This is a genomic window from Oscillatoria sp. FACHB-1406 (assembly GCF_014698145.1).
Classification (GTDB): domain Bacteria; phylum Cyanobacteriota; class Cyanobacteriia; order Cyanobacteriales; family Spirulinaceae; genus FACHB-1406.
The window spans coordinates 67306-82268 of sequence record NZ_JACJSM010000015.1 but is presented as its reverse complement, the minus strand read 5'-3'; the positions used below and the strand labels follow the sequence as shown (position 1 = coordinate 82268).

Sequence of the window (14963 nt, the reverse complement as noted above, 5' to 3'; positions counted from 1 at the left end):
AGCAAAAATAGTACACAAATACTATCAAGACTGAGAATTGCCCGTGTCGATCGCGCCTTTGTCGGACGGGGGGAGCATTCACGATCGCGCCGCCATGCGCTAAAATATTAAGAAATCTTTAGATTAATTACATTAACTCCTTAAGCTACCCATGTCGCTTCCCATCCGCAACGTCGCCATCATTGCTCACGTCGATCATGGCAAAACCACGCTGGTCGATGCACTGCTCAAACAATCCGGAGTCTTTCGCGAAGGAGAAGCCGTTCCCGATTGCGTCATGGACTCTAACGACCTCGAGCGGGAACGAGGTATTACCATCCTCTCGAAAAACACGGCAGTTCGCTACAAAGACCTAGCAATTAATATCGTCGATACCCCCGGACACGCAGACTTTGGCGGCGAAGTGGAACGGGTTCTCGGTATGGTAGATGGTTGTATTCTAATTGTCGATGCTAACGAAGGGCCGATGCCGCAAACGCGCTTCGTACTCAAAAAAGCCCTCGAAAAAGGTTTGCGCCCCATCGTCGTCGTCAATAAAATCGATCGCCCCAACGCCGATCCCGACAGCGCCGTCGATAAAGTTTTCGACCTCTTCGTTGAGTTGGGCGCAGACGACGACCAGTGCGACTTTACCACCCTTTATGCTTCCGGCTTATCCGGCTTCGCCAAAGCCAGCTTAGACGATGATAGCGTCGATATGCAGCCGCTATTTGAAGCGATCGCGCAGCACGTCCCCCCGCCAGCAGGCGATCCCGAAAAACCGCTTCAGTTGCAAGTCACCACCCTCGACTACTCCGATTATCTCGGCCGCATCGTCATCGGTCGCATCCACAACGGCAAAATCAAAGCCGGACAACAAGCCGCACTCTATAAAGATGATGGCTCCGTTGTCAAGGGTAAAGTTTCAAAACTTCTCGGATTTGAAGGCCTCGCCCGCATCGAACTGCCCGAAGCCTCTGCCGGAAACATCGTCGCCGTCGCCGGTTTTGCCGATGCCAACATTGGCGAAACGATTACCTGCCCCGACGAACCGCAAGCGCTACCGTTAATCAAGGTAGACGAACCCACCTTGCAAATGACGTTTTCAGTCAACGACTCGCCTTTCGCGGGCTTAGAAGGGCAATTCGTCACCTCTCGGCAAATCCGCGATCGCCTGACGCGCGAACTTGAAACGAACGTCGCCCTGCGCGTTGAAGACAGTGACTCCGCCGAAAAATTCCTTGTTTCCGGGCGGGGCGAACTGCATCTGGGTATCCTCATCGAAACCATGCGTCGCGAAGGCTACGAATTCCAAGTCTCGCAGCCGCAAGTCATTTACCGCGAAGTTGGCGGACAACCCTGCGAACCTTTTGAATACCTCGTCCTTGATGTTCCCGAAGAATCAGTGGGCGCTTGCATCGAACGCCTCGGACAGCGTAAAGGCACGATGCAGGATATGCAAACCGGAAGCAACGGACGCACCCAACTCGAATTTGTCATTCCCGCGCGAGGGTTAATCGGTTTCCGAGGCGAATTCATCCGCCTGACGCGCGGCGAAGGAATCATGAACCATAGTTTCCTGGAATATCGTCCTTTAATCGGCGATCTCGAAACCCGTTACAACGGCGTAATGGTAGCTTTTGAAGAAGGCGTTGCAACCTTCTACGCGCTGAAAAATGCTGAAGATCGCGGCGTATTCTTCATTACGCCGGGAACGAAGGTGTATAAAGGCATGATTGTCGGCGAACACAACCGCCCGCAAGACTTAGACTTAAACGTCTGCAAAGCGAAACAATTAACCAACCATCGTTCGGCAACGGGGGATGAATTGGTGCAATTGCAAACGCCGGTGGATATGAGTTTAGAACGGGCGCTTGAATACATCGGTTCCGACGAGTTAGTCGAAGTTACGCCAGAATCGATTCGCCTGCGGAAAGTAGCGAAGAAGCTGGCGAAACGTTAAACAACAATTCCACCAAAACTTGGTAAGGGCATTGCATTGCAATGCCCTTATTTATGGCTTGGGTGAATAATTGACAATTGACAATGGATGAATGGCACTGACTTAAGACGGGTGGGCGCTGCCCACCCTACAAAATTATCTGTAGAGACGTTGTATACAACGTCTCTACAGGCGATAATAGAGCAATTAACGGCTCCGAGCGTTATCCATTGTCCATTATCAATTATTCAAGACGTTATCCATTGTCAATTATCCATTATCAATTATCTCGCCAGCCGTTGCGGGACGAGCAACTACAATGCCATAGGCATCGGGAGTGAGGTGACGACGGGCTGCTTCTCGAATATCGGCGGGGGTTAAGGTGCGAATGCGAGCGGGATATTCAAAGGCAGGTTCGAGATTGCGGAGTTGAGAGTAGTAGTACCCGTAAAGATTAGCCCGATCGCTCGGACGTTCGTTACCGAAGACAAAACGATTGGCGACTTGAGTACAAATACGGTCTAAATCCGATTCCACCACGCATTCTTCTTGGAGAGAACGTAGGTGTTCCGCGATCGCAGCCTCCACCTTCTCCACATTCTCCACCGGCAAGCGCGCGCCGACATAAAATAATCCTTGCGTCCCCTGCGTCATATTGCTCGCCCCAATCGAAGTCACCCACTGCCGTTCTTCGCGCAAATCTCGGAACAGGCGCGACATTCGTCCCTGCCCTAAAATCGCCGAAATGACATCGAGAGCGTAAGTCTCATCCAACTGTTGCATTCCTGGAACGCGCCAGACCATAATTAATCGCGCTTGCTGCAAGCGATCGTCTTCGTATTCGTGGCGCGTAACTTCACTAAAGGGCGCTTCAGGAATGAAAGTGGGTAACTGAGGCGCGGTAAAAGGCAATCGCGACTGCATGGAAACAGCGCGATCGAAACCCGCCGCCACGACCTCAATTAACTCATCCACCGGCAAATTTCCTACCGCTGCTGCCGTCATCCTTTCGGGACGATACCATTGCGCGTGAAAGTCTCGCATTTGCTGCGCTTGCAACTGCTCGATAACCGCGCTCGAGCCTAAAACAGGACGGCGGTAAGGCAGGCGCTCGAAGCAAAGTTCCATCGCGCGCGAGTGGGTGCGCCGATTTGGATTATCTTCAGAACGGCGAATCTCTTCCAAAACAACCAAGCGTTCGCGATTGAAGGCTTCATCCGGAATGCTGGGATTAAGGAGCGTATCCCACTGCAAGGGCGCTAACTCAGCAAAATCCTGCGGTGCTGCCGTGATGTAGTAGTGGGTATATTCTTGGCTCGTCGCTGCATTCGTTGCTGCCCCCCGTTCCTCAATACGACGCTCGAATTCGCCGCTCGGAAGGTTCGGGGTTCCCTTAAAAATCATGTGTTCGAGAAAGTGCGCCATTCCGCTAATGGCATCGGGTTCGATCGCGGCTCCTACTGTCATCCAGATGTTAAAGTTAACCGCATTAACGGGCATTTGTTCGGCAATGATGGTTAAGCCATTGGGTAATTGGTGAATCGTAGGAGCGTTGAGGGCAGGAGTATCGAGCAGCAGAGAGGGCATTAGGTGGGAGACTTTTTGAGTGGAGAGCTTGGGATTGGTGAAATTGCGCGAAGCGGGGCTAGCTTTTTGACGAGCTAAAGCAGGGGTTGATTAGTTATTGGGAGGATTGCTCGCAGAAGGACGGCGATCGATCGTTTGGTCGATTAAACCGTAAGCTTGCGCCTCAGCGGGGGACATAAAGAAGTCGCGATCGGTATCTTGTTCGATGCGCTCTAACGGCTGCCCGGTTTGCTCGGCGAGGTGATGGTTGAGCATTCCTTTGAGATAGAGAATTTCTTTAGCTTGAATTTCAATATCCGTAGCTTGCCCTTGCGCGCCGCCGAGGGGTTGGTGAATCATAATGCGGGAGTGGGGCAGGCTCATGCGCTTGCCTTTTGCGCCGGAACTGAGCAAGAATGCGCCCATACTTGCAGCCAAACCGACGCAAATGGTCGAAACGTCGGGCTGGATTTGGTTCATGGTATCGAAAATTCCCAATCCTGCCGAAACGGAACCGCCAGGAGAGTTAATGTAGAGGTAAATGTCTTTCTCGGGATCTTCGGCTTCGAGGAAGAGTAGTTGCGCGACGATGAGGTTTGCCGATTCGTCAGTGACGGCTTGCCCTAAGAAGACGATGCGATCGCGCAGCAGGCGAGAATAGATATCAAAGGCACGTTCGCCGCGACCGGAGGTTTCAATAACAGTAGGGATCATTGACTTTATCGAGTTCTTCTGCAATTTTCTGGAGTCCGGCATTTTTGCGGATTACTCTTGAGTGTAACTGGAAAAAAAGCAACCCAGCAACTTTTGAGTGGTGAGATTACCAGGCCGTAGCCATTGTTACAAAATCCTGACATTAGCTCTGCTACGCTGAAGCCTACGCTCGATAAGGACTGTAGGCTATCGTGGGATCTACTCGCATTCTCGTGGTTGAAGGCAATCCTCATTTGCGATCGCTGTTAGGCTGGCATCTTCAACAAGCTGGCTATCGGGTTCAGCAATCGGCTAACCTCCACCAAGCCAGAAGCCTATATTACAATTTTCAGCCTTCTCTAGTCGTTCTCGATTCCGATCTTCCCGATGGAGACGGGGTTGAACTCTGCCGATGGCTGTACCAGCAAAAGCAATCTCTCGTGTTGTTACTCTCGGCGCGCACCAGCCAAAACGATATCGTCAGAGGCTTAAAAGCGGGAGCGGACGACTACATCACCAAACCGTTTGGGATGCAGGAGTTTATGGCGCGAGTGGAAGCGCTACTGCGTCGATTGCGCGCCCTCTCCGTTCCCTTATTTTTGAATTATGGCGACCTGAAAATCGATCTCGTTCAGCGTCGAGTGCAACTACGAGAAGAGTTGGTGGATTTAACGCCTCAAGAGTTCAGTTTGCTCTACATTTTGGCGCGGGCGGAAGGCGCGGCCTTGAGTCGGACGGAATTGCTGCGTCGCGCTTGGCCGGATGCCATTGATAACCCCCGCACCATCGATACCCACGTTCTCTCGCTGCGCAAGAAGCTCGAAACCGATCCGCGCCAACCGAGTTTGATTCAAACGGTGCGGAATGTGGGCTATCGTTTCAATGCAGAGCCGGTGGAGGGAGATGAGAAAACCAGTTCGGCGATTCCGGCGATCGCGGCGGCGAATTAAGCTTAGGCTACATTAGCAGCATTTTAGTAAACTTTGCCAAGCGAATTGCAAGGACGTTCGAGGGAACGTCCCTACAAAATCATATCTTGACAAAACTTACAATTCGTGCAGCAAAAATCTAACGCACAAATTGAGGCATCACTTCCGCTGCTGTTAAAACGCCGTACATTCCGCGACGGTGGAGGGAGATTCCGGCTTTTAAGTAACCGAAGGCAGGCCCGCAGACATTGGCTGCCATGCTAGTTTCGTCGCCGAGGGTGAAGGTATGGGTAGAAGTTTTACCTTCAAAGGTGCGCCCGGTAACTTGGACGTTGGTACTTAAAGGTTTTTTGGGGTTGCGCGTATCGACGACACCGCCCACCGTCACGCGATCGCGCGAACAAATTCCCGCCAACTCTAACATTAAATCGTCGGCGTGTTCCATATTCTCCAGCGCCAGAATACCATTAGTTTTATCTAACAGCGCTTCCACTTCCGCATCGCTCATCGCTCTGGCTCGCTCCACATCGTAACCGGGCATATGGGCAATATCTTCGCGAATCGTAGCGCGGTAAGCCTCCCAATTGGCGATACCGACTCCAAAAGTGATTTTAACGCTGTGAATCTCCGCATAACTTTGTGCCGCGATCGCCGCCGCCGCCGTCAGCAGTCCCGGCGTTGCACCGCACCCCGTCATATAGGTAATTCCCGCCGCTTGCAACTCATCTTTGAGGGCGAGCATTTGTTCCATTGCGCTAGTACGTTTGAGTGCATCCACCAGTACGCCGCGCCAACCCGAACGCGCGAACTTCCTGGCTACATCTGCCATAAACGTATTGGGTAAGTTGGGCAGTGCTAGGAAATATCCTTCAGCGTTCGACCGTTCGATTAAATCTTGGATGCTATCTTGGCTGAGATGCCCTTGGGGTTCCAGATATCCCACCGAACCGCGATCGCGATAAACTGCGATACAGCGATCGGCATCTAATCCCGCCGGATCGTAAATATAGCCCTTCTGGTCGGCCGCCGCCACCCAACTCATTTCCTGCCGAGGTGCAAGCACTCGAGCGGCTGCTTGTCCCAATCCTCCAAACCCTAAAATGCCGACTTTCATTGCCGGATTGCCAAGCTCTGACATAATCTTTGCTCTCTGTTCGACTTCAAGTTTCTATTATCGGCTTAGAGAGCCAGTCCGGTAGAAGGACTTAACAGAAGTCTTCAATTATGCCGTTACAGCCCTACGCAATCAGTAGGAGGGCGTAAAAAAGTTAACCCAAACTGTAGGGGCGGGTTTACCCTCATTGGTGTCAAACTTAAGCCTAAACTTGCTCGCACAGCCCGCCTTGGGTTCAAACCCAAGGCTAATAACTTAAGTTCTCTGAAGAGGATTGGGAAATTCAGATGGCTCCAACCCGTTTGAACGGGTTTCAGCTATCAGCCAGGAACTTGAGTTCCTGGCGGGCTAAGTGTTTCACTTGCAACGTTCCTACAACACTATCAACTATCAGCAGTCAACCGATCTTGCGAGTGTTGTTCGAGCAGTTGTTCGGCGCGCGGTCGATAAATGAGATAGAAAAGGGCTTCGAGATAGCGCATTAAAGATTCTCGGTTTTCTGCTGAAGCAGAGTTCCAGAAGCGGTAGATTTTGGCGAGGAGAAGTAGTTTTTTGGTGTGAGCGGACCAATTGTATTTTTCGCGGACGTGGGCGATCGCGCGATCGCTAATTTTGCCCCAATACTCCGGATCGCGATCGCATTCGCCAATAAAATTCAAGATTTTTTCTGCCGTTCCCGCTAAATCTGTCGGATTAATCGCAAAGCCATTTTCACCATCTTGAATCACTTCGCTCGGACCGCCAAACTGAGTGGCAAAAACGGGCAAACCGGACAGCATTGCTTCCAAAATGACTAACCCAAAAGCCTCAAATCGCGCCGGATGGACGAACATCCCGCCACAATCGGCAATCACGCGATAGGCTTCGCCCACATCTGGACTGGTAAGACGCAATCCCAACCAACGAATTTTACCTTTTAATTGGTAGCGATCGATGTATTCATATAAACGCTCGATTTCGCTTTTTTCCTCAGAACTGGTTGTCTGTTCTGCCCGCGTTTTACTGGTTAGCAAAATTAAATTGCATTGCGCTTGCAGTTCTGGGCTGCTGCCGAAACATTCTACAATCCCCGTTAAATTTTTTGCGGCTGTCGGCGGGGCAATAACAAGAATTGGACGTTTGTCTGGGTCGTCTAGATGCCCCACAATATCCAGGTCTTCGCGAAGGAATAATATATCCTTCACTCGCTGCGTTTCATCAGCCGTGCGTTTTGCACTTTCATTGTAGGGGAAGAAAAGATTTTCGTTGACTCCCGGCGGGATAACATTAAACTTCGGGCTGAAGAGATCGATGCCGCTAACAACATGATACAGTTGGGGCATACTAAACAATTGATACGATTCGTAATATCCCAAGCTTTCTGGCGTGCCAACAATTTCTTGGTAGGTACTCGTAACAATAAAATCAGCCGCATTCATCCCGATCAAGTCCGCAGTAAATTGCAGGGAAAAATGATACTGCGATTCTAAATCCGGCCAGTAAAGGTTGCTAAATAAATAGCGCGGTTTTTCTAAAGTATGAGCGATATTACAATAAGTCGATCCTAAACGTCTTGAAAGTAAGAATGCAACTAAATTACCATCAGAATAGTTGCCAATAATCAAGTCTGGTGCAGCTTTAAGTTCAGCTAAAATCGCTTGTTCTGCATCGATCGCGAATGTTTCTAGATACGGCCAAATTTCAAAACGAGGAATCCAGTTTTGAGTAACTTCGGGGTTATATTCTCGGAAAGGAACGCGCAGAATCCAGGCATTCTCCGTACCTTGAATTTTTTCTTTGGGCAAATCGCAGGAACTCCCCTGGCAATTGGGAATCAGGCGAGTCAAAACAATAACTTCCGGTTGCAGCAAGTTATCTAAACCGGCGAGTTTCAAATCTTCTCGGAGTTGAATTTCGAGGCTGCGCGCTTGGTTAAGGACATAAACAACTTGTCCCGTCGTTTCGGGACGACCCAATACATCTTCTTGAGCGACCCAACCGTGAATGGAAATGAGAACGACGCGAAAGACGAGGTTAATGCGAGAGATAAACGCTTCTAAAACGGCGTGGTCGGGATAGTCGATGAGACGGTCGAGCAATTCGAGGGTTTCTCGCACCCGGGCGGCGCTATTGCCCCATCCCGGCTCAAATCCGAGATTTTGTAGCTCGAAGCGAAAGGTGTCGTAGGGTTCGGCGTTGGGATACTGACCGACTAAAGTTAGGGCTTTTTTAACTTGTTCGGAGAGTTTGTCGGGAGTGCGAATGCGATCGTTAATGAGCAGCGGCGTGTTGTTATACTGGTGCGATCCGCTACGCGGATCCCCTTGGGCGCGCAACACGCCCAAAAGCGCCTCTAACCATTGTTCGGGTTCGGCAAATAATTGACTGGAAAGGTAACGGTTGAGAAACTCCAGACCGTTACCGATGTTGCGGGGATCGCGAATTGACGGCGAGGAGGCATAAAAGGGGCTAAAGTCGATTTCTAACAATCCCGAAGAGGGACGGTTGACAAAATTGTCTCGCAGGTGAAGCAAGGCTTGTAGGGGCATTCGCTCGAAACTGCTCAAATCTCCGCTCAGTCGCAGTACCAATTGCGAACCAATACGCGGTCGCAGGATGGCCCAGGTACTCTCGCGATCGAGAATAATTTCATGAGTATAGTGCAAAAGTTCGCCTAAGACCGAAGAATGGAAGAAGTAAGCGGGCTTTTCATGACGGACGCAGTAATCGGCAAAGACCTGGAGAATTTGGTTGCGCAGGAGATATTGTTCCGACTCGGCGCGCAATTGGCTCAAGAAGGCTTGGAGGTCGATCTTTTCGTCGCTATTGAGGACTGCTTTGAGAAGTTCAGACATTGTGAATTTTGGAGTTAAGAGAGTTAAAGAGCTAGCGTGAAAAGGAGGAACGGGGTTTGGTAAGGTGCTACTCTGCAAGGAGCCGCCTTATGGTGCGCGTTCTAACGAGATACGAGTGTTGAGATCTAAGAGATAACAGCAATTGCGAGCGCTAGGGCAGTTATTATGGATTTCTTTAAGTTCTGGTAGGGTTCCGCTCTGCATTTTGCCTCCAACGAGGTTTGCTTTTTACCCTCACAAGCGGTCTAATGAGATTGAGTCCGAGCGTCAATACACACTGGTTTTAAGGAGAATATATCCGTGCGGGACTGCTTTTTTGCGTTCATCCGTCACCACTGGGCAAAGACTGCTCTTATTTTACTGGCTGCGCTGCTGACTGCTTGCGGGACGATTCCTCAAGTGCGCGCCGAACAGCGGATTTTTCTGCCCCTCTCTCTAGAATTTTTAGGGTCTTACCAACTGCCGGAAACGACGTTTAAAGACACGCAGGTTGGCGGATTGTCGGCGTTGAGTTACGATCGCGCCACCTCCAGATTCTACGCCCTCTCAGACGATCGCTCCCAACACGGCCCCGCCCGATTTTACGCCCTTAAGCTTCACCTCGATCGCGACGAAAACGGCAAAACACACTTAGAAAAAGTCGAGATTGACGGCGTAACTCCCCTCAAAACCGCGACGGGCGAAACTTACGCCCCCGGTAGCATCGACCCGGAAGGCTTCGCCATTTCTCCGCGCGGTACGGCGCTGATCTCCAGCGAAAGTATCCCCAGTCAAAATGTTACCGCCGCGCCCCGCGAAGCGGTTCCCTGCGCGATCGCCGAATATAACTTCGCCACCGGACAACTCCTCCAAACCTTACGCCTCCCCGAACGCTACCTTCCCGACGAACCCGACCAACCGCCGCGCGGAACCCAAGAAAACCTCGGTTTTGAAGCGCTAACCCTCAGCACTCCCAGCACTTCCGCCGAAGACCCCTTTCGCCTCTTCGCCGCCCCAGAATATTCCTTGTTCCAAGACCGCGAAGAACTCACGCCAGAACGCGGTCCCCGCCTGCGCTTCTTGCATTACGTCATTAACCCCTTCGGCCCTCCGGCCTACATCTCAGAAAACCTTTATACCCTCGACCCCGCCCCCACCGGCAGTTTTAGCAACGGTTTAACCGAGTTAGTCGCCCTCGAGCGCGAAGGATTTATGCTCTCTTTAGAGAGAACCTACGGTATTACCGGCAGTGGGGCAAAGATTTTCCAAATTTCTGGAGGCGATGCTACTGATACTAGCCGCATTCCTACCCTTGCGGGCGATACCTGGAAAATTCGATCGCTGCGCAAACAATTGTTGCTGGATTTGAGTACGTTGGGAATACCGCTGGATAACTTTGAGGGGATGGCGTTAGGTCCGCGCCTACCGGATGGAGGTCAAATGTTGCTGTTAGTCAGCGATGATAATTTTAATGAGAATCAAGTGACGGAATTTTTATTATTTCGGTTAGTGGAGCAAGGCAACTCAATGTAACCCCGAATTAGGGCAAATCTGCCCCGATCAAGCGGCTTAACTCGTTGCTTCTAAATCCCCGCCCCATTAAAAAACTCTTGAATCTCTTTATCCTTCACGTAGCAATAACGCGCGGCAGAAAGAGCGTGAGTTTCTTCGAGGGCGGCGCGAGTGCGAAGCTCGACTCCCGATTGTTTATCGTTGAGTTCTTGAACTTGCTGCTCGAGTTGTTCGATGCGATCGAGTAAGGTACGAATAATGGTTGCTTCCGAGTCGGGCAAGTTTCCGTGTCCGAGGGGATCGACGCGCACGCCGGAACGATACACGATGCGTCCGGGAATGCCGACGACGGTACAATCGGAGGGAACATCGCGCAGGACGACGGAACCCGCACCGATACGAACGTTGTTGCCGATGGTGATATTGCCGAGAACTTTAGCGCCGCCGCCGATGACGACATTTTCGCCAAGGGTGGGGTGTCGTTTCCCACTTTCCTTACCCGTACCGCCGAGGGTTACGCCTTGATAAATCAGGCAGTAATCGCCAACAATAGCGGTTTCGCCGATTACGACTCCCATCCCGTGATCGATGAATACGCCGCGCCCGATTTGTGCGCCGGGGTGGATTTCAATGCCAGTAAAGAAGCGTCCGAGGTGGGATATGAGGCGAGGAATAAAGGGAACTTTATGTTGGTAAAGCCAGTGAGCGACGCGATGAAAGAGGAGGATTTGCAACCCCGGGTAGCAGAAGATAACTTCTAACCAGTTGCGGGCTGCGGGATCGCGCTCAAAGATGATTTGAAAGTCAGCGATTAAGGTCGATATCACGGGTAGAGTAGATCCGAATAAGGCTGAGACAGTTCATAGATTTAGATGACTTATACTTTAACGTTTTTCCGGTTCATTTTCTAGCAGCCCAAAGGAGTATCTCTCTAGTTCGATGGAACCGAATCCTGGGGGCGATCGCGTTTTCTAATCTATCTAATCTAATTGATGCCCCGTCAATTTCACAAAAATATCTTCTAAATTCGAGGCGCGCACCATCATCCCGGTTCTATCCGGCAAGCCGTCGATATAGCCGTTAGCCGCTTCTAAAGTGGGGAAAAAGCTCGATTCGATCCGTCCGGCTTCGCGCGTTCCTTCGCGATCGCCCATTTGCTTTAAAATTACCGCTTCGCCATACTTAGCGCGCAATTGTTGCAAAGTTCCCAACTCTATTAATTTACCGGCTTCCATAATTCCGATCCGCTCGCACAAAAATTCGACTTCTTCCATGTAGTGCGTTGTCAACAAGATCGTCATGCCTTGCTGGTTCAAGTTTTGAATAATTTCCCACAGTCGGCGGCGGTTCTGCGGATCTAGGCCAACGGTGGGTTCGTCGAGAAATAGAATATTCGGTTGGTGGAGTAGCGCCCTGGCAATTTGCAAGCGGCGTTTCATCCCGCCGGAAAGGGTTTTTACTAAGTCGTGTTTGCGATCGCGTAAATCGACGTAATCCAGCCATTGCTCGATGAGTTCCTGACGTTGGGATTTAGGAATATGGTGCATTCGTCCGTGAAATTCCAGGTTCTCCCAAACCGTCCAATCACTATCGACGCTGGTTTGTTGCAAGACAACGCCAATATTGCGCTTCACTTGCGCCGGTTGAGTTACGACATCGTACCCCGCAACGCGAATGATACCTTGCGTTGGGCGAGTCAAGGCAATCAGCATCCGAATTGTCGTCGATTTTCCCGCACCATTCGGGCCGAGTAAACCAAAGATTTCGCCCGGTTCGATCGTAATGGAAAGGTCGTTAACTACGGGAACTTTGTTGTAGAGTTTATAAACGTTTTCTAAGCAAACAGCAGACATATAATTGACAATGGATAATGGATAATTGATAACGAATGAACATCAGTTCGGGCTAATCCGAAGCGAAGGCTTTATTCTTCCGATTAACGAGAGCAAATATTATATTAAGCAAAACTTAGGTTTAATTAAGTCTGACGAGCGCCGTTCACCTTAATATTTAAGGCTTAAAATTCTTCTTCTTCGGGTTCGTTCATTTCTTGTAATGTTTTCCAACCGGCTTGCCAAAGATCGAGGTCTTTAAGCTGTTTGGCATTAATCCAAAAACGCACGCTCGGATCGCAAGAAGAAACGAGTTCGGCGAAAACCCACTGACCTCGATCTTGGCGATTGACGACTTGGAAATGCCGCCAACCGAAGGTTTTTTGCCGTGCCGTCCACTTGGATCCGAGCAAGTGCGGAAATTTTTGCTTTTTAACCATTAACGAAATTAATATCCCGATCGCTTTAAATAATCATCGACGTTACGTCGTTCGCGTTTCCTGCGTCCGATGAGGCGCGCGGCGAGAATGCCGCCGATAAACCCAAATAAGTGGCCCTGCCAAGAAATCCTCGGATCTGAGGGCAAGACTCCCCAAATGATACTGCGGTAGAAGAAGAAGACGACAACGGAGAGGAAGATCGAGACAAAGTTGCGCTCGAAGTAGCCGCGCAGCAGGAGAAAGCCTAAATAGCCGTAAATCAAGCTGCTAGCGCCAATGTGAATCGCGGAACCGCCAAAGAACCAGGTTCCTAAGCCGCCAATTAACATGGTAACGGCAGTCACGAGCCAGAAATCGCTAGTTTCTTGGAGCATCACCAACCAACCGAGAATGAGAAAGGGGATGGTATTGGCGATAAGATGGGCGAAGTTACCGTGGAGAAAGGGAGCGAAGAGGATGCCGCGCAATCCGATGAGGGTATGGGGTTGAATGCCGTAGCGGTCGAGGCTGCCGCCAAAAATGACGCGATCGCAAATTTCCACTACCCAAAAAATGGCGATAAATCCACACAGGATCGTCGCTTGCAGCTTCAACTCACTGGCGATTGATTTTTCGACTCGATCGTTCATGGGACGTGCTGAATAAAGGGAATCAAACTGAATATCTGAGGAGATTACTACATTAGACAAGCTAGCGATTGCGGATTCAGTAGACTTTGAGAATGCTTACAACGTCTAATGCTTCAAGCATACAAACTACCGCAGCAGATGTGAGCGAAATCACAAGGGAATGTTGAGCTAACTTCCGTCCCGAAAATCGGGAAAATTGTTAGGCTATAACTAGCCCGGGATCTAAACAAGATTCGGGAGCCGATTTGAGGGAATACCGGATGCCCTTCTCAGCTTCAAGCTGCAACTAAATTTGGATTAGTGCTACCCAGAGGCGCTCGGCGACTCGGAAAAACTGGAATTTAGCGGGGATGCCAAACGAGTCTATTGAGAGTGCGAATTTCAATTTTAGCAAATTCTTCAATTTTATTAGCCCTCAACCCGTGCTAAGTTTGGATAGCAGAAAAAATTCCTCAGCCGGATACTCATACTTTTAATTCTCCCTCGATCCCGATTCTAAATCGCCCGTTGCGATTCCCGGTTAACCCTTTCTAACCTTCTGTTTCGAGGTTCTCGGGCTACCGAAGCGATCGCTCGAAACCTTGCCTAAAGAAACTGAAGCTTCGCTAATATCCATGTCTAGCTATAATCAATTCCTTATTAAACTTTGGGGCGTGAGAGGGAGTATTCCCTGTCCCGGTGCCGATACGGTTCGTTACGGCGGGAACACCCCTTGTATTGAAGTGCGGGTGGCGGGTCAGTGCTTGATTTTTGACGGGGGTACGGGATTGCGAGTTCTGGGACAAGCGTTGCTTAAAGAGATACCGATGGAAGGACATATCTTTTTTACGCATACGCACTGGGATCACATTCAGGGTTTTCCGTTTTTTACTCCAGCTTTTATTAAGGGCAATCGCTTCCATATTTACGGCCCGATTTCGCAGAACGGTGCGACAATTATGCAGCGCCATCACGACCAAATGCTGCACCCAAACTTTCCAGTTCCTTTACAAATTATGCAAGCGGACTTACAATTCCACGATCTGGAATTAGGTCAGAAGCTCGAAATTGGCGAGGCTTGCGTTGAGAATGCCAAACTCAATCATCCCGGAGAGGCGGTAGGGTATCGGGTGAACTGGGGCAATCTGTCTTTTGCTTACGTTACGGATACAGAACATTTTCCCGATCGCTTGGATCCTAACGTACTGTTGCTAGCCAGAGATGCAGACGTTCTGGTCATTGATGCGGCTTACACCGATGAGGAATACTATTCGGAAAAGTCGAGTAAGGTGGGTTGGGGTCATTCGACTTGGCAGGAAGCTGTAAAAGTGGCTAAAGAAGCCAATGTCAAACAATTGGTGATCTTTCATCACGATCCCTTGCATAATGATGAGTTTCTCGATCGCATGGGGGAAGAAGTCAGCCAAGCTTTTCCGAATGCTATTCTCGCCCGCGAGGGAATGACGATTGAGGTGAACGCGCAAGAGTCTAAAGATCGGCCGCCCAAAATTCGCGAACGAGTTTAAGAGCGATCG

Annotated in this window: 12 protein-coding genes; 4 read left to right on the top strand and 8 right to left on the bottom strand. The window is 50.2% G+C overall.

All coding sequences use genetic code 11. The annotated features are described in order from the left end of the window. Positions 1 to 151 precede the first annotated feature (151 nt). Complete coding sequence (gene typA / locus H6G50_RS15355; protein WP_190717786.1) at positions 152 to 1942, top strand: translational GTPase TypA; 1791 nt, start codon at positions 152 to 154, stop codon at positions 1940 to 1942. Positions 1943 to 2191: 249 nt separating this feature from the next. Here the strand turns inward: typA and H6G50_RS15350 are convergent, their stop codons facing one another. After that, on the bottom strand, positions 2192 to 3508 hold the full coding sequence (locus H6G50_RS15350; RefSeq protein WP_190717785.1) for a pitrilysin family protein: 1317 nt from the start codon (positions 3506 to 3508) through the stop codon (positions 2192 to 2194). Between the two features lie 90 nt (positions 3509 to 3598). Beyond that, the gene (gene clpP, locus H6G50_RS15345; protein ID WP_190717783.1) at positions 3599 to 4243 is read right to left on the bottom strand and encodes an ATP-dependent Clp endopeptidase proteolytic subunit ClpP; all 645 of its coding nucleotides are present in this window, start codon (positions 4241 to 4243) and stop codon (positions 3599 to 3601) included. Between the two features lie 149 nt (positions 4244 to 4392). Here clpP and H6G50_RS15340 point away from each other — a divergent pair, with 149 nt between their 5' ends. After that, a complete protein-coding gene (locus H6G50_RS15340) occupies positions 4393 to 5130 on the top strand; it encodes a response regulator (protein WP_190717780.1) in 738 nt (245 codons plus the stop codon). Between the two features lie 118 nt (positions 5131 to 5248). Here H6G50_RS15340 and H6G50_RS15335 read toward each other — a convergent pair whose 3' ends face one another. Beyond that, positions 5249 to 6247, bottom strand: a complete 999-nt coding sequence (locus tag H6G50_RS15335) for a saccharopine dehydrogenase-like oxidoreductase (RefSeq protein ID WP_190717778.1) — start codon at positions 6245 to 6247, stop codon at positions 5249 to 5251. Positions 6248 to 6606: 359 nt separating this feature from the next. After that, on the bottom strand, positions 6607 to 9057 hold the full coding sequence (locus H6G50_RS15330; RefSeq protein WP_190717776.1) for a sucrose synthase: 2451 nt from the start codon (positions 9055 to 9057) through the stop codon (positions 6607 to 6609). A gap of 300 nt (positions 9058 to 9357) precedes the next feature. Here H6G50_RS15330 and H6G50_RS15325 point away from each other — a divergent pair, with 300 nt between their 5' ends. After that, the gene (locus tag H6G50_RS15325; RefSeq protein WP_347239942.1) at positions 9358 to 10569 is read left to right on the top strand and encodes an esterase-like activity of phytase family protein; all 1212 of its coding nucleotides are present in this window, start codon (positions 9358 to 9360) and stop codon (positions 10567 to 10569) included. Between the two features lie 50 nt (positions 10570 to 10619). Here the strand turns inward: H6G50_RS15325 and cysE are convergent, their stop codons facing one another. The 4 genes from cysE to H6G50_RS15305 form a co-directional block, all read right to left on the bottom strand. Next, positions 10620 to 11375, bottom strand: a complete 756-nt coding sequence (gene cysE, locus H6G50_RS15320) for a serine O-acetyltransferase (RefSeq protein WP_190717774.1) — start codon at positions 11373 to 11375, stop codon at positions 10620 to 10622. A gap of 153 nt (positions 11376 to 11528) precedes the next feature. Further along, complete coding sequence (locus H6G50_RS15315; RefSeq protein WP_190717772.1) at positions 11529 to 12401, bottom strand: ABC transporter ATP-binding protein; 873 nt, start codon at positions 12399 to 12401, stop codon at positions 11529 to 11531. 164 nt (positions 12402 to 12565) lie between these two features. After that, positions 12566 to 12820, bottom strand: a complete 255-nt coding sequence (locus H6G50_RS15310; protein WP_190717770.1) for a TIGR02450 family Trp-rich protein — start codon at positions 12818 to 12820, stop codon at positions 12566 to 12568. Between the two features lie 8 nt (positions 12821 to 12828). After that, positions 12829 to 13449: a rhomboid family intramembrane serine protease gene (locus H6G50_RS15305; protein ID WP_190717768.1), complete on the bottom strand. Its 621-nt coding sequence runs from the start codon at positions 13447 to 13449 to the stop codon at positions 12829 to 12831. Positions 13450 to 14063: 614 nt separating this feature from the next. Here H6G50_RS15305 and H6G50_RS15300 point away from each other — a divergent pair. Beyond that, positions 14064 to 14954 carry an MBL fold metallo-hydrolase gene (locus H6G50_RS15300; protein ID WP_190717766.1) on the top strand — a complete coding sequence of 297 codons (891 nt, stop codon included), beginning with the start codon at positions 14064 to 14066 and terminating at the stop codon, positions 14952 to 14954. Positions 14955 to 14963: the final 9 nt, after the last annotated feature.